The sequence below is a fragment of the Streptomyces sp. NPDC005962 genome, from assembly GCF_040629205.1.
Lineage (GTDB): Bacteria > Actinomycetota > Actinomycetes > Streptomycetales > Streptomycetaceae > Streptomyces.
The window spans coordinates 108,599-131,249 of sequence record NZ_JBEXVE010000028.1; the positions used below are offsets into that span (position 1 = coordinate 108,599).

Below are 22,651 nucleotides of genomic sequence, written 5' to 3' on the forward strand. Positions count from 1 at the left end.
GGTCCACCGTTCGGGGATGGGCCCTGGTCGGCGCCCCGCGCGCCGCCTACGGTCGGGCCATGCGCATGCGAATCGTCGACGCCTTCACCGACCGCCCCTTCGCCGGAAACCCGGCGGGAGTCGTCCTCCTGGACGGCGATGCCTTCCCGGACGACACCTGGCTCCAGGAGGTCGCCGCCGAGGTCAACCTCTCCGAGACCGCCTTCGCCCACCCGCTCCCCGAGAGGGCCGGGGCCGACTGGGCGCTGCGCTGGTTCACCCCGGCCACCGAGGTCGCCATGTGCGGCCACGCCACGCTGGCCACCGCCCATGTGCTGGGTACGACGGGCGCCGCGACCGGCACCGTACGGTTCGCCACGCTCAGCGGGGTGCTGCTCGCGACCGGCGGCTCCGGCGGCACGATCACCCTGGACTTCCCGACCGCCCCGCTGACCGAGGTCGCGGCCCCGGCCGAGGTGACCGACGCGCTCGGCGCCACGGTCCTGTCCGCCCGGGACACCGGCCCCCAGGTCGGCGATCTGCTGGTGGAACTGGCCGACGAGAAGTCCGTAAGGGCCCTCACCCCCGATTTCACGGCGCTCGGGCGGCTCGTCAAGCGGGCCGTCATCGCCACCGCGCTCCCCGAGGACCCGTCCCGCGGCTACGACTTCGTCTCACGCGTCTTCGCGCCGGGTGTCGGCATCGACGAGGACCCGGTGACCGGCAGCGCGCACACCGCGCTCGCACCCTTCTGGTCCGCCCGGCTCGGCCGCGACGAGCTGACCGGACTCCAGGCCTCCGCCCGCACCGGACTGGTCCGCACCGCGCTGCGCGGCGACCGTACGCTGCTGACCGGCCAGGCCGTCACCGTCATCGACGGCGAGCTGCTGGCCTGAACGCGGCCCGCCGAAGCCTGAACGACTGGCCAGGGAACGGCGCGGGTCAGGCGGTGGGCAGCCAGCCCACCTTGCCCGCCAGCAGGGAGTAGCCGACGAACGCCACGATGTCGATCAGCGCGTGCGCGGCGACCAGCGGCCCGACCCGCCCCCACCTGCGGTAGAGCAGGACGAAGACGACGCCCATCGCCATGTTGCCGAAGAAGCCGCCGATCCCCTGGTACAGGTGGTACGAACCGCGCAGCACCGAGCTGGCCAGCAGCGCGGCCATCGGGGTCCAGCCCAACTGCCCGAGCCTGCGCAGCAGATAGCCGACCACGATCACCTCCTCCAGCACGGAGTTCTGCACGGCGGAGACGATGAGCACGGGCAGCTTCCACCACACGTCGGGCAGCGCCTCGGGCACCACCGTCAGGTTGCCGCCCGCCGCCCGCGCGCCCAGGTAGAGCAGCAGCCCGGTGCCGCCGATGCCCGCCGCCACCGCGGCGCCCCACGCCAGGTCGGAGCGCGGCCGGGTGCGGTCGAAGCCGATCGCGCGCAGCCCGACACCCTCCCGCAGCAGCAGATGGGCCACGAGCGCGACCGGCACCAGCGCGGTCGCGATCCCGAACAGCTGCCAGGCGAGGTCCAGCCAGGGGCGGCCGGGCGCCTGGGAGGCGTTGAGGGTGGCCGCCTGGTCCTTGAGCCCGCCGGGCTTGGTCACCGAGCCGATAAAGCTGATCAGCGCGGACAGGGCGCTCGCGCCGAGCGACAGGGCCAGCACGAGCAGCGTCTCGTTGCGCAGGATTCGTCGCGGCAGGTCGCCCTCGATCGGGGGCAGTTCCGCCCCGCGTGCCTCTGACCGCACTCCTGCCTCCACTTCCGCTCTTCGTACCACATCGGCGCGCCCGCCCCGCTAAGGTCTCGAAAACACATCCGAGATCGCGCGCGAGCAGGCTGGGCCGGGCGCCATCCGCTGGCGCGCCGACCCTCCTGACAGCGTCATCGTCCAGGAGAGAAAGATCGCCATGGGACGCCACAGCCAGCCCGACGAATCCGACGGTCCCGACTACTCCGGCATATTCGACGCCATGGACGGCGCCGACCACACCGGTCACACGGGCCACACGGATCGCTCTGGCCGTATCGATCACTCCGCACCGGACAATACGGGGTCCAGACCCGGCGCGTCCTCCCGACGCCGGACCGTGGCGATCTCCACAGCGCTGGTGCTCGCCGTCGCGACCGGTGCCGTCGTGGTCTTACGCGGCGGGCTGCTGCCGTCCGCCGAGTCCTGCCGCAGCAACGCGGTGCGGCTCACCGTGGCCGCGTCCCCGGACATCGCCCCGGGCTTACGCACCGTGGCCGACCACGCCCGGAAGGCGGGCATCCGGTCCGATGGCCGCTGTCTGGACGTGAAGGTCACCAGCCGCCCGGCGCACGAGGTCGCCAAAGCGCTCGGCGACGCGGACCGCACCCCGGGGTTCCAGGTGTGGGTGCCGGACTCCAGCGTCTGGGTCGAGCGCGCGGCCACCTCCCCGGTCAGCGCCGCGCCCCTGGACACCCTCGGCGGGATCGCCTCCTCCCCGGTCACGGTCGCCGCCACGCCCACGGCGGCCGAACGGCTGGGCTGGCCGGAGAAGACGTATGACTGGGCGCAGCTGGCCGAGGCGGGAAGCGGCGGCGACAACCCGCGGCTGGGCGCCGCCGATCCGGCACGCAGCGCCACCGGGCTGCTGGCCCTCGCCCGGATCAACGGGTCCATCGCGAAGGCGGCCGCGGGCGACGGAAAGGCGGCGACCGATACGCGCGCCGCCGCCAACGCCAAACTGCTGTCCCAGCGGGCCGCCACGACCGATACCGCCCTGCGGAAGTCGCTGCCCCGGCGCGACCAGGCGGTGGTCCTGTCCGAGCAGGCCGCCTTCGCGCACAACGCGGAGGCCGACGAGGCGTCCCGCCTCGACCTGTTCTACCCGAAGGACGGCACGGCCGAGCTGGACTATCCGTACACGGTGCTCAACGACCGCGAGCTGACCACCGTACGGGCGCGGGCCGCCACCCGCTTCATGACGCTGCTCACCGACCCGCGCGGCCGCCGGGCCCTGCGGAAGGACGGCTTCCGGACGGCGGACGGGAAGGTCGGCGAGGACGTGGCGCAGGCCGCGGGCGGCCGCACCCCGCAGCCGTACGCGGTGACGCCGTCCCCCGGGCCGTCCGCCCGGGAGGTGGAGGCGGCCCTGGGCATGTGGACCATCACCGTGCAGAGCGCCCGGCTGAACACGGTCGTCGACGCCTCGGACTCGATGAGCGACCCGGTGCCGGGCCGTGGCGGACAGAGCCTGATGGACGTCACCAAGGCATCGCTGCGACAGGCCATGAAGCGGTTCAACTCCCGGGACGAGATCGGGCTGTGGGAGTTCTCGACCGGGCTGGACGGCGACCGGGACTACCGGGAACTGGTCGCGACCCGCCGGCTCGGGACCCGTACCCCGGACGGAACCGGCCAACGCGACGTGCTGTCGGCCGCCTTCGACGCCCTCAAGCCGCTCCCCGAGGGTTCGACCGGGCTGTACGACACCACCCTGGCCGCCTACCGGCAGGCCCAGGACACCTTCGTACCGGGCAAGTTCAACGCGGTGGTGATCCTCACCGACGGCGCCAACCAGGACCCGGACGGCATCTCGCGCACCGCGCTGGTGAAGGAGCTGAAGCGGCTGGTCGACCCGGACCGCCCGGTACCGCTCATCGCCATCGCGATCGGCCCGGACGCCGACCAGGACGCCTGCCAGGAGATCGCCCGCGCGACCGGCGGATCGGCACAGCGGGTGAACGACCCCGCGCAGATCAACGCGGCCATGCTCAAGGCGATCGTCGCCGCCGGAGAAGCGGGCGCGGGGTGAGGTCCCGCGTCTGATGTCCGGCGTCTGATCTCCGGCGTCAGGCGGACAGGTCGGCGGGCCAGGTGTGTACGGGTGCGTCGGTCCGCATCAGGGCGCAGTAGCGGCGGGTCATGGCGGCGAGCGCGGCGTCCCGCCCCAGCCCGCTGTCCCGCGCCCGGTGGTAGGTCTCGGCCTGCCAGGACGCGCCGTTGACCCGCAGGGCGCAGCGCTGCTCGATCACCCCGAGGTAGCGGTCGCGGTCGGCGGGCTCGACGCCCCAGGCGTCCAGTCCGGCGGCGGCCAGCGGCAGCAGCTCGTCGAGGACCAGCCGTACGGCGGGGGTACGGGCCAGGGCCGAGGAACGACCGGGCTTCGGCCACTGCAGAACCGTGTCGATGCCATGGCGGCACGCGGCGTCGAAGTTGGCCGCGGCGGCGCTGAACGGCAGCCGGGTCCACACCGGGCGGGGCTCCTCGGCGAGCGCCCTGACCAGCCCGTAGTAGAAGGCGGCGTTGGCGATGACGTCGGTGATGGTGGGCCCCGCGGGCAGCACCCGGTTCTCCACCCGCAGATGCGGCACGCCGTCCACGACTTGGTAGACGGGCCGGTTCCAGCGGTAGATCGTGCCGTTGTGCAGCACCAGCTCCTGGAGGTCGGGCACCCCGCCCTCGTCCAGGACGCGCAGCGGCTCCTCGTCGGCGCCGGTGGACAGCAGCGGCGGGAAGAAGCGCAGGTTCTCCTCGAAGAGCTGGTAGGCGTCGGTGATCCAGCGCTCGCCGAACCAGGTGCGCGGCCGCACCCCCTGGGTCACATATTCCGGTGCGCGCACATCGGTGGCCTGCAGGAACAGCGGCGGGCGGGATTCGCGCCACACCTCGCGGCCGAAGACGAAGGGGGAGTTGGCGCCGATGGCGATCTGCACGGCGGCCACGGCCTGCGCCGCGTTCCACACGGCGGCGAAGCGTCCGGGGGTGACCTGGAGATGCAGTTGGACGGAGGTGCAGGCGGCCTCGGGGGCGATGGTGGCGCTCGCGTAGCTGATGCGCTCCCGGCCCTCGATATCGATGAGGAAATCCTCGCCGCGGGCGGCCAGCATCTGTTCGTTGAGAAGTTTGTAGCGGTCGTCATAGGACAGGTTGGCGGAGCCGAGATCCCGGGCGGCCAGGGTCGGAAGAATTCCGATCATCACGATCTCGGAGGACACCTCGCGCGCCTTGCGGTCGGCATATGACAGCCCGGTTCGCAGCTCTTCCGAGAGCTGGTCGAGAACCCTCCCGTGCAAACGGTGCGGCACGATGTTCACTTCAAGATTGCACTGTCCGAGTTCGGTCTGGAAATCGTCGCTCGCGATGCGCTCCAGAACCTCGCTGTTCATCATCCTCGGCAGCCCGTCGGCGCCTGCGAGATTCAGCTCGATCTCCAGCCCCATGAGATTCTTCGGGCGGTCGAATCGCTTGTCGGCCAGGAGCCGGGACAGCGCGTCGAGGCACTGCCGCAACCGTCCGCGCTGCCGCTGCCGACCCGACGGATCGAACTCACCGGCTACGACCTTCTCCCCCATCGGAGCTACCTCCTTGAGTGGATCATCGGCGCCCGCAGCGAGCACACCACGCTCGATGATGCCCGCCAATGTGATCGATAACGCCCCGCGCGGCCCGCCCAGCCGGTACGCTCCCAAGAGCGGCACATTGCGTCATGAAAATGGAGCGGTGAGATCCAGCCTACCGCGGCGGCCGTAAACCGCCAGGTCATATCCGTGCATCCGACACCGAATCGGGGGAAATCCCCGCGCCCACACGGACCGGAAATCACCTTGTGCACAATATCTGGGACGGCTACCCGAAACACGCCCGGAACATGAGTCGTATAAACTCGCTTTACGAGGCGGAGAGATAACGCCCGGACAGTTCGTCCCGGCCCCCTCTGACCCGCGTACCGAGCTACGTACACCGACAGCGCGCGTCCATACCCTCGCCCGCTATCGCTCCACCGTGTCTCCGAAGTGAGAGGCGACCCACCATGCCGCTGCTCGTGCCCCCGGCCCCCGCGCCCGCCCTGCGCAGCGTCCTCACGGCCCTTGGTTCCCCCACCGCCGTCCGTGAGGTCCGTACCCCGGCACTCAGCTCCCTTCCCGGCCCCTTCGAACCCGAACTCCCGCTTCCCGTCCACGTCATGGACGGCATCACCACACCCGCCGGCCCGCCGCGGGTCAGGCTCACCGGCTGGCGTTTCGTGCTCCGCGACGGCGACCGTACGGTGGCCGCAGCCGAGGCCATGCTCACCGCCGACGGCTGGGCCTTCTCGCACTTCTCCGAGGGGCCGTACGTGGCATCGGCCGAACTCGCCCTGCGCCAGGCCGAGTCGCTGCCCACCGCGTACCAGCCGCGGCTGCTGTCCATCCCCGAGCTGTACATGGTCGCGCTGTGGCTGCACGGCGACCCCGCCGCGGACGCCGCCGAGGGCGGCCTCGGCGCCGGGGATCTGCTGGTGCCGCTGGCCCCGGCCCCGCCGGGCATCGCGGCCCACCGCCCGCACCCCGCGGCCGATCTGCTGCCCGTCCTCACCCATCGGCTGACCCCCGCTCCGCTGCTGGGCTCGCCCGCCTGACCTGCCCGTTCCGCGACGGACGGCGCGCCCTGTGGCCCGGCGGGCCACGGGGCGCCGCGCTGCGGCCGGGTAACAGTCCCGCCACGGTGAACCGTCCGGTCGGGTGATGCGTCATTATCTAGCAGGACCGGTGCCGCGAAATCCCTGCGGATTCCGTGCCACAGGACAACACTGGGAGCATCCGACCGACACACAACGGGGGGCGGCCCACATGAACGCCGCAGCGAGCAGCAGGACATACGACACCTCAACGCAGCGAAAGAACCTCGCCATGTGCCAGCATCAACCACCGTGCCCGTCAGCCGAATCCGCCGACCGGGAGGCCGCCCATCTCGTGGCGCACCATCCGGAGCAGGGCTGGAGCCTGCTGTGCAACGGTGTCCTGCATTTCGAGGACACCGGTGAGCTGCTGCCGGACGGGCGCATCATCGCTCCGTGCCGACCGCTCGCCACCGAGCACGTCGTGACCGCCGCCTAGGCTGACCAACCTCAGCGGCGAATGGCATAATCAGGGGCCGGCCCGGCGAGCACCCGCCGCACCGGCCCCATCGTTGTGTTCAGCTGTCGTACGACTCCATCGGCGGGCACGAGCAGACGAGGTTCCGGTCCCCGAACGCCCCGTCGACCCGCCGCACCGGCGGCCAGTACTTGTCGGCGGCCGAGACCCCGGCCGGGTAGACCGCCTCTTCCCTGCTGTACGGGTGGTCCCACGCCCGGCTCAGCGTCGCGGCCGTGTGCGGCGCGTTCCGCAGCGGGTTGTCGTCCTTGGTCCACTCCCCCGAGCCGACCTTGTCGATCTCCGCACGGATCGCGATCATCGCCTCGCAGAACCGGTCCAGTTCCGCCAGGTCCTCGCTCTCCGTCGGCTCGATCATCAGCGTCCCGGCGACCGGGAACGACATCGTCGGCGCGTGGAACCCGTAGTCGATCAGGCGCTTGGCCACATCGTCGACCGTGACCCCGGTCGCCTTGGTCAGCGGCCGCAGATCCACCACGCACTCATGCGCCACCAGCCCACCGGGCCCGGTGTAGAGCACCTGGTAGTGCGGCTCCAGCCGCTTGGCGATGTAGTTGGCGCCGAGCACCGCGGCCTGGGTCGCGTGGCGCAGTCCCTCGGCGCCCATCAGCCGGATGTACGCCCAGGAGATGGGCAGGATGCCCGCCGAGCCCCACGGCGCCGCCGAGACCGGGCCGACGCCGGTGGCCGGGCCCGCGGCGGGCTGCAGCGGGTGGTTGGGCAGGTACGGCGCGAGGTGCGCGCGCACCGCGACCGGGCCGACGCCCGGGCCGCCGCCGCCGTGCGGGATGCAGAACGTCTTGTGCAGGTTGAGGTGGGAGACGTCGCCGCCGAACCGGCCGGGCTCGGCCAGCCCGACCAGCGCGTTGAGGTTGGCGCCGTCCACGTACACCTGGCCGCCCACGTCGTGCACGGCCGCGCAGATCTCGGTGATGTGCTCCTCGAACACCCCGTGGGTGGACGGGTAGGTGACCATGAGGACGGCCAGCTGGTCGCCGTGCTGCTCGATCTTGGCGCGCAGGTCGGCGGCGTCCACCTCGCCGTCCTCGCCAGTCTTGACGACGACGACCTTCATGCCCGCCATCACGGCGCTGGCCGCGTTGGTGCCGTGCGCGGAGGACGGGATCAGGCACACCGTGCGCTGCGGCTCACCGTTGGCCCGGTGGTACGCCCGCACCGCCAGCAGCCCGGACAGCTCGCCCTGCGATCCGGCGTTCGGCTGGAGGGAGACCTTGTCGTAGCCGGTGACGTCGGCCAGCCGCTCCTCCAGCTCGCGGATCAGCGTCAGATAGCCATGGGCCTGCTCGATCGGCGCGAAGGGGTGCAGCGCGCCGAACTCGGGCCAGGTGACCGGCTCCATCTCGGTGGTCGCGTTGAGCTTCATGGTGCAGGAGCCGAGCGGGATCATGCCCCGGTCCAGGGCGTAGTCCCGGTCGGCCAGCCGCCGCAGGTAGCGCAGCATCGCGGTCTCGGAGCGGTACTGGTGGAAGACCGGATGGGTCAGGTACGTGTCCGAGCGCAGCAGCCCCTCGGGCAGCGCGTCGGCCGCCGCGGCGTCCAGCTCGTCGACGCCGGACCCGTCCCCGCCGTCGACGCCGAAGGCGGACCACACGGCGGCCAGCTGGGCGCGGCCGGTGGTCTCGTCGCACGCGATGCCCACGTGGTCCGCGTCGGTCAGCCGGAGGTTGACCCCGGCTTCCCGGGCGGCGGCGACGACATCGGCGGCCTTGCCGGGGACGTGTGCGGTGAGGGTGTCGAAGTAGGCGCCGTGCACCAGCTCGACGCCGCCCGCCCGCAGCCCCTCGGCGAGGACGGCGGCGTAGCGGTGGGTGCGGCGGGCGATGCCCGCGAGCCCGTCCGGACCGTGATAGACGGCGTACATTCCGGCCATCACGGCGAGCAGGACCTGCGCGGTGCAGATGTTGCTGGTGGCCTTCTCGCGGCGGATGTGCTGCTCGCGGGTCTGCAGCGCGAGCCGGTACGCCTTGTCGCCGTCGGCGTCCACCGAGACCCCGACGAGGCGGCCGGGCAGGCTGCGGGCGTGGGCGGCGCGCACGGACATGAACCCGGCGTGCGGGCCGCCGAAGCCCATCGGCACGCCGAACCGCTGGGTGGTGCCGACCGCGATGTCCGCGCCCAGCTCACCGGGCGAGGTGAGCAGGGTGAGCGCGAGCAGGTCGGCGGAGACGGTGACGATCGCGCCCAGCTCATGGGCCCGCTCGATGACCGGGCGCGGATCGCGGACCGCGCCGGAGGCGCCCGGGTACTGGAGCAGCACGCCGAAGACACCGCGCTCGGCGATCTCGTCCGGGATGCCGTCGGTCAGGTCGGCGACCACGACCTCGACGCCGGTCGGCTCGGCGCGGGTCTCGATGACCGCGATGGTCTGCGGCAGACAGTCGGCGTCGACCAGGAAGACGCCCTCCTTGACCTTGCCGACGCGCCGCGACAGCGCCATGGCCTCGGCGGCGGCCGTGGCCTCGTCCAGCAGCGAGGAACCGGCGGTGTCCAGGCCGGTCAGGTCGGCGACGACGGTCTGGAAGTTGAGCAGCGCCTCCAGCCGGCCCTGGGAGATCTCCGGCTGGTACGGGGTGTAGGCGGTGTACCAGGCGGGGCTCTCCAGGACGTTGCGCAGGATCACCGGCGGGGTGAAGGTGCCGTAGTAGCCGAGGCCGATCATGGACGGCAGCACCTGGTTGCGGTCGGCGAGCGCGCGCAGCTCGGCCAGGACCTCGGCCTCGCTGCGGGCCGTCGGCAACCGCAGCGCCTCGGCGCTCTTTATGACCTCGGGTACGGCGGCGGCGGTCAGCTCGTCGAGGGAGCCGAAGCCGACCTGGGCGAGCATCTTGGCCTGCGCTCCGGCGTCGGGGCCGATATGGCGCTGCTCGAATGGAGTACCGCGCTCCAGATCGGCGAGCGAGATGCGGTGGGTGGTCATCTGCGGGGGCCTCCTGGTCTGCACGACCGGCGAGGGGCACCGCGGCTGCGGGTGCCCGGACGGCCTCCCCCTCTGTCATCTCAACCTGAGAGCTTCACCGGTCCGCGTATGGCCTGACCGGCTTTCACCGTCGGTGAGGAGGGGTTCCGGAGCTGTGCTCCCCGTGGCCCACCCTGCTTTCCAGAGTGACCTCACCCGCGCGGTACGTGTGCCTGAGAGATTCCGGGGAGGATTTGCTCCTTCGGCGCCTCCGACATCATTGTCGAAGGACTCTCCCGCACGGGGTCTGCAGCCACAGCCAGCGTACCAGCGCGTCTACCACCGGGAGGGGTTGGGCGCCGGGTGCTCGAGTGGCCGCGTACGGGGATGTGGCTTTTGGTAGGTATCAATGGATCACCGCCACCTGTGGGAGAGAGCGTGCAGACGGACATCGACCCGCGGACCCTGATCGGCCGCAAGGCATTCGACCGCGAGGGCACCAAGATCGGCACCGTGGACGAGGTCTACCTCGACGACGCGACCGGCGAGCCCGAGTGGGCGGCGGTACGCACCGGCCTGTTCAGCCGGGACGTCTTCGTACCGCTCGAACCCAGCGAGGTCGTCGGCGACGCGCTGCGGGTCCCGTACGACCGGGCGCTGATCAAGGACGCCCCGGACCTCGGCGTCGGCCGCCACCTCTCCCCGGAGCAGGAGCTGCAGCTGTACCACCACTACGGCCTGGACGTAACCGGCTGACCCCACCCATCCCGGCGCCCCGCCCCACCTCTGTGTCCCGCCCCACGCCCGGGGGCCTGCGCTGCGTCGCCACTGTCCGCCCCCGCACTCGCGTCCTGCCCCGCGCCACGGCGCTCGCCCTCGTCACCGCGGTCCCGCCCCGCACTCGACTCCCGCACGGCCCCGCCGCCCGTCCCCGCGCTCGTGCCCTGCCCCGCGCCACAGCGCTCGCCCTCGCCACCACTGCCCAGCCCCGCGCTCGCGCCCTGCCCCGCGCCACGGCCCTTGCGCTCGCCACCGCTGCCCCGCTCCGCGCTCGCGCCCTGCCCCGCGTCAGGGCCCTTGCCCTCGCCATCACGGTTCCGTCCTGCGCCTGTCTCCCGCCCTGCAACGCCACTGACCGGCCCCACGCTTACGTCCCACCCCGCGCCACGGTCCTTGCTCGCGTCGCCGCTTTCCGGCCCCACACTCGCGCCCTGCCCGGCGCCACGGTCCTCGCCCTCGCCTCCGCTGCCCCGCCCCGCGCTCGACTCCCGCCTGGCACCGCCGCCCGTCCCCGAACTCGCGCCGTGCTTCGCACCACGGTCCTCGTCCTCGCCACCGCGATTCCGCCCCGCGGCTGTCTCCCACCCCACACCGCCACGGCCCGGCCCCGCGCCCGTCTCCGGCCCGGCGCCGCCGCCCTGCCCCGCCCTCGCGCCACGGTCCTTGCCCGCGTCGGCGCCGCCCTGCCCCGCGTCGGTGCTGTTCGGCGGCGAGGCGGCGACCTGGCCGGTGTCCGGCTGTTCCGTCTCGGCCTCGCCGTTCTCGGGGGGTCGCACCAGCGGGAGGGGCTCGCCTGGTTCGAGGGCCGGGTCGTCCACGGCGAACGTCCGCACCCGGCCGGGGCGTGACCAGGGCTCCTCGAACCGTATGGTCACCCGTCCCACCCCGCTGCCCTGCACCCAGCCCGCCCCGTACTCGGTGTGCCGCACATCGGTCCCCGGCAGCCAGACGCGCGGCCTCCCGGCGTCCTCAGCGGCCCCTGAGAGGCCCTGGCTCTCCGGCTCCGGCGCCTCGGAGCCCGGGGCCCTCCCCGGGCCCTCCAGGGCCTCGTGGGCGGCCTGGGCCGCCTGGGCCGCCTGGGCGAAGAGATCCTCCTGCGTGTAGTCCGCGAGCCCCGTCACGCCCACCCCCAGCAGCCGCACGCCCGCCGTCGTGTCCACCCCGTCGATCAGCCGCGCCGCGGCCTCCTTGACCACGCCGGGGTCGTCGGTGGGCCCGCGCAGGGTCTCCGAACGGGTCAGCGTCGAGAAGTCGTACCGCCGCACCTTGATCACGACCGTGCGCCCGGAACGGCCCGCCTCGCGCAGCCGCCGCACACAGCGGTCGGCCAGCCGCGCCACCTCCAGCTGCACCCGGGTGCGGTCGGTCAGGTCGACGTCGAACGTGTCCTCCACCGAGACGGACTTGGCGTCCCGCTCGGCGACCACCGGCCGCTCGTCCCGCCCGCTGGCCATCAGGTACAGCGACGTCCCGTGGGCCCGGCCCAACAGCCGGACCAGCTCCGCCTCGCCCGCTTCCCGCGTCTCGGCGACGGTGTGGATACCCGCCCGGCGCAGCGCCTCCGCGGTGGCCGGGCCGACGCCCGGCAGGGTGCGCACCGGCATCGGGTCGAGCAGCTCCCGCTCGGTGCCGGGCGGGATGACCGCCATCCCGTCCGGCTTGGCCTGCTCGGAGGCGATCTTGGCGAGCATCTTGGAACCGGCCAGGCCCACCGAGCCGGTCAGCCCGGTCACGGCGCGGATGTCGGCCCGCAGCCGCTCCCCCACGGCCCGCGCCGCTTCCGCCCGGGCCTCGGTGCCGCCCGCCTCCAGGTCCACGAACGCCTCGTCCAGGCTGAGCGGCTCCACCAGCGGGGACAGCGTCCGCAGCAGCCCCATGACCTGGTCGCTGACCCGGCGGTAGAGGGAGAAGCGGGGGGTGAGGTAGGCCGCGTTCGGACAGAGCCTGCGGGCCTGGGCCATCGCCATGGCCGAGTGCACCCCGAACACCCGCGCCTCGTACGACGCGGTGGACACGACCCCGCGCGGCCCGAGACCCCCCACGATCACTGGCTTTCCGCGCAAGCTGGGCTTGGATGCCTGCTCCGCCGAGGCGTAGAAGGCATCCATGTCCAGATGGAGAATCGTCGGCGCACCCCTCACATGTCCGATGCTGCCGCATGCCACTGACAATCGGCACCGACGACCGGCGGAAGGGGGCGCTCTCAGCCCGCCCGGTTGCGGCGCCGGGCGAGTTCGTCGGCGGGGTTGTGACCGACCAGGGTCTCGCCGGTGTCCACCCGCTCCCCGTGCAGCTGGGACAGCGCGCTCTCCACGTCCCGCCACACCACGCCCACGGCGATCCCGAAGACGCCCTGGCCGCCCTGGAGGAGGTCCACGACCTCGTCCGGCGAGGTGCACTCGTACACCGTCGCGCCGTCGCTCATGAGCGTCATCTGGGCCAGATCGTCCAGACCCCGGGTGCGCAGGTGCTGCACGGCCGCCCGGATGTTCTGCAGGGACACACCGGTGTCCAGCAGCCGCTTGACGATCTTCAGGACGACCACGTCCCGGAAGCTGTACAGCCGCTGGCTGCCCGACCCGTACGCCGGCCGGACGCTGGGCTCCACCAGGCCGGTGCGCGCCCAGTAGTCCAGCTGGCGGTAGGTGATGCCCGCGGCCGCGCACGCGGTGGGTCCGCGATAGCCGACCGTCTCCGTGCCCCCCGCGGCGGGCTCGCGTGGTGCCGTGGGCTGTGCCGCGACCCGAGCCTTCAGTGCCGGATCGGCCGGTGCGCTCCCCTGGAGCGTATACGGACCGCCGGCTGCCGTGCCGTCGCCGGTGCTTCTCACGCCGACCTCCGTCCTCGACCTGCCTCCTCGAAGGTAGGCAGTCACCCGGGGTGCGTCAACGATCGCCACACTCGGCACGCCGAGTGATAATCACCCTGAGAGTGGTTTCCCGTGTCCCTCGTCCGGGAAAGGCTACTCGAATGCGCTAGCGAGGACCGGCAGACCGCGTCACTGACTGCTGCTTCCGAAGTCCTCGGGCGAGATCTGGTCGAGGAACTCGCGGAACTTCTCCACCTCGTCCTCCTGCTCGTCCGGGATGGCGATACCGGCGTCGTCGAGCACGCCGTCGCTGCCGTAGATCGGCGTCCCGGTGCGCAGCGCGAGCGCTATGGCGTCGGACGGCCGCGCGCTGACCTCCACACCGCTGGCGAAGACCAGCTCGGCGTAGAAGACCCCCTCCCGCAGGTCCGTGATCCGGACCTCCGTGAGCGTCTGGCCGACCGCTTCGAGTACGTCTTTGAAAAGGTCGTGGGTCAGCGGGCGTGCCGGAGCCATGCCCTGCTGTGCGAAGGCGATCGCGGTCGCCTCCCCTGGTCCGATCCAGATAGGGAGGTAGCGATCGCCTCCCACTTCACGCAGGAGCACGATCGGTTGGTTGGAGGGCATTTCCACCCGGACACCCACGACGTCGAGCTCGTTCACACAGCAACCCTAGGACGTGCCCGGCCGGTTTGGATAGTCGGGGCCGGATCGGTCAGTGCGCGGCCGCGCGCAGCGCCGACTGCACCAGGGCCGCGTGCAGCCGGACGGAGAGCGTCGCCAGCTCCCGCGCACTGGCCTCCGCATGCGCTCTGGTCTGCGGATTTCGATGCAGCCGCAGCGGTCCGACCACCTGCTCGACGAGCCCGGCCTCACGCTCGGCGGCCGCTTTCATGATCCGCAAATGACGTGGCTCCAGACCGAAGCGGCCCAGCTCGGCCAGCAGCCGGGCGACCGTCACCGCCTCGACGTCATAGCCGCCGCGCTCGTCGTGCGCGATCAGGCCGTACGACTCCCAGTCGGCCAGCTCCGCCTCGCTGACCTGGGCGGATGCCAGCAGTTCGGCCCGGCCCAGCCGGGCCACCGTCGGACCTTCAGGGAGCACGGCCCCCTGGTCGGCTCCGGGCTCCAGCAGCTCATGCGGCCGCGCTCCCGGCGAAACGGCAGGAAGCTGCGGCCGCTCACCCCGCTCCAGGGCCTCCAGATGCTCCCGGATGACCTTGAGTGGCAGGTAGTGGTCACGCTGCACGCGGAGGATGAGAGCGAGCCGCTCCACATCCTCCTGACTGAACTTGCGGTAGCCCGACGGCGTGCGCCGCGGCTCCACCAGCCCTTCGGCCTCCAAGAAGCGGATCTTGGAGATGGTGACTTCGGGGAACTCGTCCCGCAGCAGATTCAGCACGGTGCCGATACTCATGGACCGGCCGGACCGGCCGCCCGGGGCGCCCGCGGGGGCGGTGCCGGTACCGGCACCGCCCGACGGTGTCTGAAGCATGGACGGACCTCCCCTGGCGGGTCAGATGCCGACGCCCCGCTGGCTCGGGTAGAAGACCAGCCGGTACTTACCGATCTGCACCTCGTCGCCGCTGGTCAGGACCACCGACGCATCGATCTGCTCCCGGTTGACGTACGTCCCGTTGAGGCTGCCGACATCGGCGACGGTGAAGCTGCCGTCCTGGCCGCGCCGGAACTCCACATGGCGGCGGGAGACCGTCACGTCATCCAGGAAGATGTCGCTCTGGGGGTGGCGGCCGGCCGTGGTCAGATCGCTGTCCAGCAGGAAACGACTGCCCGAGTTCGGCCCGCGGCGGACGACCAGCAGCGCGGAACCCAGCGGCAGCGCCTCCACGGCGGCCTGGGCCTCCGGGCTGAGCGACGGCAGCGGGTTCTGCCCGGTCACCTCGGAGTCGTACGCCTCGATGCCGGAGATGGAGATCGTCGAGGTGGTCTCCGAGGCACGCTCGGAGGGCGCCTGGCCCCGCAGCGGCGCGCCGCAGTTGGAGCAGAACCGGCTGTCCTCCGCGTTCCGATGCCCGCACCTCGTACAAACAGGCAATCCGGGACCTCCACCACTCCGCGAGGCCGATGATTCCTCGAAACCTATGCGCCCGGCCTGCGAGGGGTCAACAGAAGACGCGCCCTGGCCGCCCGAAATGTCACCGCCCTGGCCGCCGATCTGATCCCGGAACAGCGGGCGCTCCTCGCTCCCCCCTCCGCTCTCGTCCGCAGCACGCCCCGCGCGGTGGCGAGCGGTGCTGCTGCCGCCATCCTGGCGTGCACTCTTCCCGAACAACTTCCCGAACAACTTCACGGGCGATTCCCCTTGACTGAAACAGACCCGCCCGTGGGGCAGGACAAAACCTCGATGCACACACCAGCAGACGGTCCGGACATCCTCACAACGTCCGTGACCACCAGACAGTTTCCATCACGCGCGACTCTTCTGGTGCGCCGACCCCCCGCATCCACATGGTCTCGCCAAGAGACCCTCATATCGAACCGCCTCACCGTGATGACGACCGAGCGTAGTCAGGGCGCTTCCCCGACCGCAAGGCGTCCACAACGATCTTCTTCTCCCGCCGAACGGACACGGTGGCCTGCTCCTTCTCCAGACTCTGCACCACTCCGCCCGGAATGTTCAGCGCCGGCTCCAGATCCTCCGGCTTGCCGATCACCTTCACGACGTACGGCTGCGTCACTTTCCGTCCATCGATCTCGACCGAGCCGCCCGCGTCCGAGAAGTAGGAGTCGGCGACCACCCGCCGGGAGCCGATCTGGATCGCCTCGGCACCCGCCGCCCGCAGCTCCTGCACCGTGTCGAGCAGCATGTCGGCCTCCACGGAGCCCTGGGAATCGTTGATGGTGATCGTGATTCCCGGCCCCTGCGCGGCGACCGTACCCGCGAGCACGCCCAGCTGCTGTTCCTTCTGGAGCGTCTGCTTCCGGGCCTCCTCCGCCTGGTCCGAGCTGTTCTCCAGCTCGGTGCGCTGATTCTCCAGACGGCGCTTCTCGTCCTGCAGCCGCTGGGTGCGCGCGTCCAGCTCGTCCAGAATCCGCACCAGGTCCTCCTGGCGGGCCCCGCGCAGCACGCTGTTCTCGTTGGTCGAGCGCACCTGGATGGCCAGGCCCAGCCCCAGCCCGAACAGCAGCACGGCGACGATCAGCTGCGCCCGGGTCACCCGGGGCGGCCATACGCCCTTCAGCAGACGCTGCCGACCGGTCAGCGCCTCCTCCTCCGCGCCCCCGGGCTTCCCCCCGGGCGCGAACCCGGCGCCGCTCCCCGCCGCGCCCTCGGACGGGCGCCGCCCGTTCGGCACCGAACCGGAAGGGAGCCCCGCGCCGCCCGGCCCCCGGGGCGGCGCGCCCTTGGGAGGCGGGCCCTGGGGTGCCTGACCCTGGGGTGCCGGACCCCGGGGCGGTACGCCCTTGAGAGGCTGCCCCTGAGGGGCCGGACCGCGCGGCGGGGCGTTCTGCGGCAGCGGGGTCCTGAGGGCAGGGCGGGGACCGCCCGGCCCACCCGCTCCGGGACGCGATGCCTGAGGCGCCGGAGGCTTCAGCGGGGCGGCCTTGCGCCCCTCCGCCGCCTCGGGGCGCTCGGGCTTCCCGCCCGCTTCCGCGCGCTTCTCCGGCGGCTTGGGCAACGACGACCGCCCCGGCCCACCCTGCGTACGCGCCTGCCCAGGTTGCCCGGGCGCACGCGGCTGCCGAGGCTTCCCGGCTCCCTCGGGCGCACCGGGCTGCCCGGGTGCGCCCTGCTGCGCCGATTCGCCAGGCCGCCCGGATGGGCCCTGCTGCCGCGACCTCCCGGGCACGCCGGACTGCCCGGGTGCGCCCTGCTGCCGCGACTGCCCGGGTCCCTCGGACGCACCAGGCCGCCTGGGTACACCCTGCTGCCGCGGCTTCCCAGGCTGCCCGGGCGCGCCCTGCGACTGCGGCTTCGCGGGCCGCTCGGGGCCGCCAGGCCCATCTGACGGGCTCTGCTGCCGGGACGTCGCAGGCCGCTCGGAGTCGCCAGATCGCTCGGGGCCGCTCCGGCGCGCCGATTCGCCGGGCTGCTCGGACACGGCGGGCCGCTCGGAGTCACGCGTCGGCTTCTCCGCCGTGGCCCGCTGCTCGGACGACTCGGCCGACCGGGGCTTCGCGGTCTGCTCGGGCCTCTCGGACTCGCGCGGCGTCGCGGGACGCTCAGACCGCTCGGGGTTCGGGGTCTGCCGGGAACCCCCGAGCTGTTCGGGCTTACCGGACTGCGGGGCCCGCTCAGGCCGCTCCGGCCCACGCGGCGTCTCGGGCTTCCCGGACCGCTCAGGCTGCTCGGGCTGCTCGGGCTTCCCGGACCGCTCGGCCTGCTCGGGCTTCTGGGGCCGCTCCGGCCCGCGCGGCGTCTCAGGCTGCTCGGCCCGCTCAGCCCGCTGAGGCTGCTCAGACTTCCCGGCCTGCTCCGGCTCACGCGGCGTCTCGCGCCGCCCCGGGTTCTCAGGGGTGTCGTCGCTCGTCATCGGCCTCACGCCCGGAACACATGCCGACGGATCGCGGCAGCGTTGGAGAAGATACGGATTCCGAGGACCACCACGACCCCGGTGGACAGCTGGGCGCCGACGCCGAGCTTGTCACCGAGGAAGACGATCAGCGCGGCCACCACCACATTGGACAGGAACGACACGACGAAGACCTTGTCGTCGAAGATCCCGTCCAGCATCGCCCGGAAGCCACCGAACACGGCGTCGAGCGCCGCCACGACGGCGATCGGCAGATAGGGCTCGACCATCGTCGGCACCACGGGTCGGACCACAAGCCCGACCACGACTCCCACAATGAGGCCCAATACGGCGATCACGATGTGCCCTTCCCTGTTTCGGTACCACCCTTGTCGGCGCCGCCGACTATGGGTTCTGCGCTACGTACGATCAGGCTCGGCGCGGCCGGAAGCCGGACCGTGTCCTGGGCGGAAATGCTGGTGCGGATGTCGTAGTTCTCCTGCAGCACGTGCAGGTACTGCCCATCGGCACTGTCCTGGAAGGCGGTGCTCAGCCGCTGCCCGTTCCCCACCGCGAGCACCGTGTACGGCGGCGCCAGCGGCTTGTTGTCGACCAGTATGGCGTCTCCCGCGGCCCTGATCGCCGACAGCGCCGTCAGCCGCTGTCCGTTGATCGAGACAGCCTCCGCGCCCGACTCCCACAGGCCGTTGACGACGCGCTGCATGTCGTGGTCGCGTACCCGACCCGTGTCGGAGAAGTCGTTGCTCTCCCTGGGGCCGCCGCCGCTCCCCGACGTTGACTGCTTGGCGTCGTCGACCACCAGCTTGACGCCGGGACCGGTCACCGCGGTCGCCCCCGAGAGCAGCGCCACCAGAGCGCCCTTGGCTCCCCCGTGCTTCTGCAGCGCCTGCCGCTGTTTCTCCCCCACGTCGCCGCGGAGCTTGTCCACGTTCTTGGCGAGCCCGTCCGCCTTCGCGTTCCCCGACTCGATGCGGTCGATGAGCTCTCCCCGCTCCTTGGCCAGCGTCGGCGCCGATATCCGGGCCTCCGCGGCTCCGATGGTGACCACGACCGCCACCATCACCAGGCCCAGGGCCATCGTCACCCGGCCGCGCAGGGTCCGCGGCAGACGGGACCGGCCGGTCTCGCCACGCCGCTCGGCCGCCTCGGCGTAGCCGTCGTCGAGGCTGTGGTCCATCACGTTGGTCAGCAGCGACATGGACGCGTCGAGGCGCGGGCGCGGGCTCGGCGTCGTTGTGCTCCGAACGGGGGGCGGCTGCGACATGCCGCACATCGTCGCACGTCGGCGGCGCCGTCTCCCAATGGCCCCACCGGCGTGCCGGATACGGGGCCGGGAGGCGGCGCCCCAACGTGTTCAAACGGGATCAAGAGCCGCCGGAAGACCTCGTGATCAGCGCCCCGCGCTGTCCACGACACCGGCCCACTCGTCGAGCAGCGCCTGCGCGGACGCGTCGTCCGGGCCCTCCGCCCACAGGTGGGTGACGGCCTCGGCCGGGTCGGGCAGCACCATCACCCAGCGGCCGTCGGCCTCCACCACCCGAACCCCGTCCGTGGTGTCCACGGACCGGTCTCCGGCGGCCTCCACGACATGCCGCATGACCAGGCCCTTGACCGCCCAGGGGGTGGCCAGGTCGCGCCGCTGCACATGGGCCCGCGGAATCCGCGCGTCGATCTGGCTGAGCGTCAGCTGGGTGCGCGCCACCAGTCCGATGAGCCTGACGAAGGCGGCCGTACCGTCGAAGACGCTGCTGAACTCGGGGATGATGAAGCCGCCGCGGCCGTCGCCGCCGAAGATCGTCGTCTCCGACCGGGCGACCCGGGTCAGATCGTCCGCCGCGGTCGTCGTCCACTCCACCTGGGTGCCGTGGTACGCCGCGACCTGCTCGGCGATACGGGTAGTGGTCACCGGCAGCGCCACCCGCCCGCTGCGCCGCTCCGCGGCCACCAGGTCCAGCATCACCAGCAGCGCCCGGTCGTCCTCCACGATGCGGCCGCGCTCGTCGACGAGGGAGAACCGCTCGCCGACGGGGTCGAAGCGGACGCCGAAGGCCGCGCGGGCCGAGGCGACGATCTCGCCGAGCCGGGCGAGCCCGGAGCGGCGGCCGTCGGCGGTCTCGGTGGGGCGCGATTCGTTCAGCCCCGGGTTGATCGTCAGCGCGTCCACGCCGAGCCGTCCCAGCAGGCTGGGGAGGACGAGCCCGGAGCTGCCGTTCGCGGCGTCCACCACGACCTTGAGACCGGACTCGGCGATCCCGCTGACGTCCTGGGCGCGCAGCAGCGAGCCGGTGTACGAATCGAAGACGCTCGACGGGAAGCTCAGGTCGCCGATCTCGCCGGGGAACGCCCGGCGGTACTCCTGGCGCGCGTAGACCCGGTCCAGCTTGCGCTGACCGCCCGCGGACAGGTCGGCGCCGCGCTCGTCGAAGAACATGATGTCCACGGAATCGGGAACGCCGGGGGACGTACGGATCATGATGCCGCCGGCGCTGCCCCGGGCCGTCTGCTGGCGGGCCACCGGCAGCGGCACGTTCTCCAGGTCCCGGACGTCGATGGCGCTGGTCTGCAGGGCGGAGATCATGGCCCGCTTCAGAGCGCGGGCACCACGCGAGTGGTCGCGCGCCGTGGTGACCGTGGAGCCCTTCTTGAGGGTCGTGGCGTACGCACCCGCCAGCCGCACCGCCAGCTCGGGGGTGATCTCCACATTGAGAATCCCGGACACGCCCCGGGCGCCGAAGAGATGGGCCTGTCCCCGGGACTCCCAGATGACCGAGGTGTTGACGAACGCGCCCGCTTCGATGGTCTTGAACGGATAGACCCGCACGTTCCCCTGGACGATCGATTCCTCGCCGATCAGACACTCGTCACCGATCACGGCGCCGTCCTCGATGCGGGAGGCGCGCATGATGTCGGTGTTCTTGCCGATCACACAGCCGCGCAGATTGCACTGCTGGCCCACGTAGACGTTGTCGTGGACGACGGCCTTGTGCAGGAAGGCGCCGGTCTTCACGACGACATTGGAGCCGACGACGGTGTGCTCCCGGATCTCGGCTCCGGCTTCGACCTTGGCGTAGTCACCGATGTAGAGCGGGCCGCGGAGCACGGACTCGGGGTGCACTTCCGCGCCTTCGGCGACCCAGACGCCGGGCGAGATCTCGAAACCGTCGAGTTCGACGTCGACCTTTCCCTCCAGCACGTCGGCCTGGGCCTTCACATAGCTCTCGTGCGTGCCGACGTCCTCCCAGTAGCCCTCGGCGATATAGCCGAAGATGGGCTTGCCCTCCTTCATGAGCTGCGGGAAGACATCACCGGACCAGTCGACGGGCACATCCGCCTCGACGTAGTCGAAGACTTCGGGCTCCATGACATAGATGCCGGTGTTGACCGTGTCCGAGAAGACCTGGCCCCAGGTGGGCTTTTCGAGGAAGCGCTCGACCTGGCCCACCTCGTCGACGATGGTGATGCCGAATTCAAGCGGATTGGGGACGCGGGTCAGGCACACCGTGACCAGTGCGCCCTTTTCCTTATGGAAATTGATGAGCTCGGTGAGGTCGAAATCGGTCAGGGCATCACCCGAGATCACCAGAAAGGCATCGTCCTTGAGCGCCTCTTCCGCGTTCTTGACGCTGCCCGCGGTGCCGAGCGGCTTCTCCTCGTTGGCGTACGTGAGCTCCATGCCGAGCTCTTCGCCGTCCCCGAAGTAGTTCTTGACCAGAGACGCGAGGAACTGCACGGTCACCACGGTCTCGGACAGGCCATGCCGCTTGAGCAGCCGCAACACATGCTCCATGATCGGCCTGTTGGCCACGGGCAGCAGCGGTTTGGGCATGGTCGCGGTCATCGGGCGCAGACGAGTTCCCTCGCCCCCTGCCATTACGACGGCCTTCATGTCGGAAGCGTCCTCCTCGAAAGAGACGACGGTCATGCCGACCGCGCACGCCCGATGGCCCACGAAATCGCTACGGGCACCCGGTCCTGGGTTGCCCACGACGGCGAACTCAGTCGGCCGCGGCGTCCGCCTTCACCAGACGGCGGACCTGAACCACGTAGAGGACTCCTGCCCACCAATAGAGTGTTGTACCCCATCCGGCGAACGCCCATCCGAAAATAGCGGCGGTCGTGTGAAGTGGGCCACTTCCATCACTCAGAAGGAGCAAGGGGAAGGCGTACATGAGGTTGAAGGTCGCCGCCTTGCCGAGGAAGTTCACCTGCGGCGGCGGATAGCCATGGCGACGCAGGACCCACACCATGGCGACGAGCACCACCTCGCGGGCGAGGAGAACCGCGGGCAGCCACAACGGCAGGATGTCCCGCCAGGTGAGGCCGATGAGCGTGGACAGAATGTAGAGCCGGTCGGCGGCAGGGTCGAGGATGCGGCCAAGGCTGCTGATCTGGTTCCAGCGGCGGGCCAGCATGCCGTCCAGATAGTCGCTCACCCCGCTGAGCGCCAGCACCAGCAGGGCCCAGAGGTCGCTGTTGGGACCGCCGAACTCGGGCCGGAGGATCAGCCACAGGAAAAGCGGTACGCCGAAGAGGCGAGCGGTGCTGAGGATGTTCGGGATGGTGAGTACACGATCCGTCTGGACGCGTGTCTCCTGAACCTCCACCCGGGGGCCTCCTGTGAGGGAATCAGCCGATGATGCCCCATGACTCTACCGGTAGTGCCACCTGGGGCCCTCACCGGGGAGGGGACATATACAAAAAGGCCCTGTCGGGAGCTTCAAGCTCCCAACAGGGCCTTTTCCAAAGATTGTTCGGCGGCGTCCTACTCTCCCACAGGGTCCCCCCTGCAGTA

Annotated in this window: 18 protein-coding genes and 1 riboswitch; of the genes, 5 read left to right on the forward strand and 13 right to left on the reverse strand. The window is 71.4% G+C overall.

The window, feature by feature from the left end:
• The first annotated feature begins 59 nt into the window (after positions 1-59).
• The gene (locus ABZ370_RS34485) at positions 60-875 is read left to right on the forward strand and encodes a PhzF family phenazine biosynthesis protein (protein ID WP_358629153.1); all 816 of its coding nucleotides are present in this window, start codon (positions 60-62) and stop codon (positions 873-875) included.
• Between the two features lie 46 nt (positions 876-921).
• Here ABZ370_RS34485 and ABZ370_RS34490 read toward each other — a convergent pair whose 3' ends face one another.
• Positions 922-1,722, reverse strand: a complete 801-nt coding sequence (locus ABZ370_RS34490; protein ID WP_358629155.1) for a CPBP family intramembrane glutamic endopeptidase — start codon at positions 1,720-1,722, stop codon at positions 922-924.
• 160 nt (positions 1,723-1,882) lie between these two features.
• Between ABZ370_RS34490 and ABZ370_RS34495 the strand changes: the two genes are divergently transcribed.
• On the forward strand, positions 1,883-3,754 hold the full coding sequence (locus tag ABZ370_RS34495) for a substrate-binding domain-containing protein (RefSeq protein WP_358629158.1): 1,872 nt from the start codon (positions 1,883-1,885) through the stop codon (positions 3,752-3,754).
• Positions 3,755-3,791: 37 nt separating this feature from the next.
• On the opposite strand, the gene ABZ370_RS34500 is transcribed toward ABZ370_RS34495, so the two are convergent.
• Entirely contained in the window at positions 3,792-5,294 is a 1,503-nt protein-coding gene (locus ABZ370_RS34500) for a glutamate--cysteine ligase (RefSeq protein WP_358629161.1), read from the reverse strand.
• A 458-nt stretch (positions 5,295-5,752) separates the two neighbouring features.
• On the opposite strand from ABZ370_RS34500, the gene ABZ370_RS34505 reads away from it, so the two are divergent.
• Together ABZ370_RS34505 and ABZ370_RS34510 are read left to right on the forward strand one after the other, a co-directional pair.
• On the forward strand, positions 5,753-6,340 hold the full coding sequence (locus ABZ370_RS34505) for a hypothetical protein (RefSeq protein WP_358629164.1): 588 nt from the start codon (positions 5,753-5,755) through the stop codon (positions 6,338-6,340).
• A gap of 271 nt (positions 6,341-6,611) precedes the next feature.
• Positions 6,612-6,818 carry a DUF5999 family protein gene (locus tag ABZ370_RS34510; RefSeq protein ID WP_358629216.1) on the forward strand — a complete coding sequence of 69 codons (207 nt, stop codon included), beginning with the start codon at positions 6,612-6,614 and terminating at the stop codon, positions 6,816-6,818.
• Positions 6,819-6,897: 79 nt separating this feature from the next.
• Here the strand turns inward: ABZ370_RS34510 and gcvP are convergent, their stop codons facing one another.
• Complete coding sequence (gene gcvP / locus ABZ370_RS34515) at positions 6,898-9,795, reverse strand: aminomethyl-transferring glycine dehydrogenase (protein ID WP_358629167.1); 2,898 nt, start codon at positions 9,793-9,795, stop codon at positions 6,898-6,900.
• A gap of 190 nt (positions 9,796-9,985) precedes the next feature.
• Positions 9,986-10,083: riboswitch (glycine riboswitch) on the reverse strand.
• Positions 10,084-10,212: 129 nt separating this feature from the next.
• Here gcvP and ABZ370_RS34520 point away from each other — a divergent pair.
• Positions 10,213-10,530, forward strand: a complete 318-nt coding sequence (locus ABZ370_RS34520; protein ID WP_358629170.1) for a PRC-barrel domain-containing protein — start codon at positions 10,213-10,215, stop codon at positions 10,528-10,530.
• Here ABZ370_RS34520 and ABZ370_RS34525 read toward each other — a convergent pair.
• The 10 genes from ABZ370_RS34525 to ABZ370_RS34570 form a co-directional block, all read right to left on the reverse strand.
• A complete protein-coding gene (locus tag ABZ370_RS34525) occupies positions 10,506-12,695 on the reverse strand; it encodes a DNA polymerase IV (protein WP_358629173.1) in 2,190 nt (729 codons plus the stop codon). The genes ABZ370_RS34520 and ABZ370_RS34525 overlap by 25 nt on opposite strands.
• Before the next feature lie 62 nt (positions 12,696-12,757).
• Positions 12,758-13,384: a MerR family transcriptional regulator gene (locus tag ABZ370_RS34530; RefSeq protein WP_358629176.1), complete on the reverse strand. Its 627-nt coding sequence runs from the start codon at positions 13,382-13,384 to the stop codon at positions 12,758-12,760.
• 168 nt (positions 13,385-13,552) lie between these two features.
• On the reverse strand, positions 13,553-14,026 hold the full coding sequence (locus ABZ370_RS34535; protein ID WP_009713203.1) for a bifunctional nuclease family protein: 474 nt from the start codon (positions 14,024-14,026) through the stop codon (positions 13,553-13,555).
• Positions 14,027-14,078: 52 nt separating this feature from the next.
• The gene (locus ABZ370_RS34540; RefSeq protein ID WP_358629180.1) at positions 14,079-14,858 is read right to left on the reverse strand and encodes a MerR family transcriptional regulator; all 780 of its coding nucleotides are present in this window, start codon (positions 14,856-14,858) and stop codon (positions 14,079-14,081) included.
• A gap of 21 nt (positions 14,859-14,879) precedes the next feature.
• Positions 14,880-15,734, reverse strand: coding sequence for an FHA domain-containing protein (locus tag ABZ370_RS34545; protein ID WP_358629183.1), 855 nt, complete (start codon positions 15,732-15,734; stop codon positions 14,880-14,882).
• Positions 15,735-15,867: 133 nt separating this feature from the next.
• A complete protein-coding gene (locus tag ABZ370_RS34550; RefSeq protein WP_358629186.1) occupies positions 15,868-16,680 on the reverse strand; it encodes a DUF881 domain-containing protein in 813 nt (270 codons plus the stop codon).
• Positions 16,681-17,864: 1,184 nt separating this feature from the next.
• Positions 17,865-18,197: a small basic family protein gene (locus ABZ370_RS34555; protein WP_069873690.1), complete on the reverse strand. Its 333-nt coding sequence runs from the start codon at positions 18,195-18,197 to the stop codon at positions 17,865-17,867.
• Positions 18,194-19,132 carry a DUF881 domain-containing protein gene (locus ABZ370_RS34560; RefSeq protein WP_358629190.1) on the reverse strand — a complete coding sequence of 313 codons (939 nt, stop codon included), beginning with the start codon at positions 19,130-19,132 and terminating at the stop codon, positions 18,194-18,196. Before ABZ370_RS34560 ends, ABZ370_RS34555 begins: the two co-directional genes overlap by 4 nt.
• Positions 19,133-19,249: 117 nt before the next feature.
• On the reverse strand, positions 19,250-21,745 hold the full coding sequence (locus ABZ370_RS34565) for a mannose-1-phosphate guanyltransferase (RefSeq protein WP_358629193.1): 2,496 nt from the start codon (positions 21,743-21,745) through the stop codon (positions 19,250-19,252).
• Between the two features lie 109 nt (positions 21,746-21,854).
• A complete protein-coding gene (locus ABZ370_RS34570) occupies positions 21,855-22,463 on the reverse strand; it encodes a CDP-alcohol phosphatidyltransferase family protein (protein WP_358629196.1) in 609 nt (202 codons plus the stop codon).
• Positions 22,464-22,651: the final 188 nt, after the last annotated feature.

What these genes read in the sequence shown, in the direction of transcription:
- ABZ370_RS34565 (WP_358629193.1), bottom strand. Translation starts at nt 21,745, where the DNA reads ATGAAGGCCGTCGTAATGGCAGGGGGCGAGGGAACTCGTCTGCGCCCG.
- ABZ370_RS34500 (WP_358629161.1), bottom strand. Translation starts at nt 5,294, where the DNA reads ATGGGGGAGAAGGTCGTAGCCGGTGAGTTCGATCCGTCGGGTCGGCAG.
- ABZ370_RS34560 (WP_358629190.1), bottom strand. Translation starts at nt 19,132, where the DNA reads ATGTGCGGCATGTCGCAGCCGCCCCCCGTTCGGAGCACAACGACGCCG.
- ABZ370_RS34495 (WP_358629158.1), top strand. Translation starts at nt 1,883, where the DNA reads ATGGGACGCCACAGCCAGCCCGACGAATCCGACGGTCCCGACTACTCC.
- ABZ370_RS34510 (WP_358629216.1), top strand. Translation starts at nt 6,612, where the DNA reads ATGTGCCAGCATCAACCACCGTGCCCGTCAGCCGAATCCGCCGACCGG.
- ABZ370_RS34505 (WP_358629164.1), top strand. Translation starts at nt 5,753, where the DNA reads ATGCCGCTGCTCGTGCCCCCGGCCCCCGCGCCCGCCCTGCGCAGCGTC.
- ABZ370_RS34540 (WP_358629180.1), bottom strand. Translation starts at nt 14,858, where the DNA reads ATGCTTCAGACACCGTCGGGCGGTGCCGGTACCGGCACCGCCCCCGCG.
- ABZ370_RS34485 (WP_358629153.1), top strand. Translation starts at nt 60, where the DNA reads ATGCGCATGCGAATCGTCGACGCCTTCACCGACCGCCCCTTCGCCGGA.
- gcvP (WP_358629167.1), bottom strand. Translation starts at nt 9,795, where the DNA reads ATGACCACCCACCGCATCTCGCTCGCCGATCTGGAGCGCGGTACTCCA.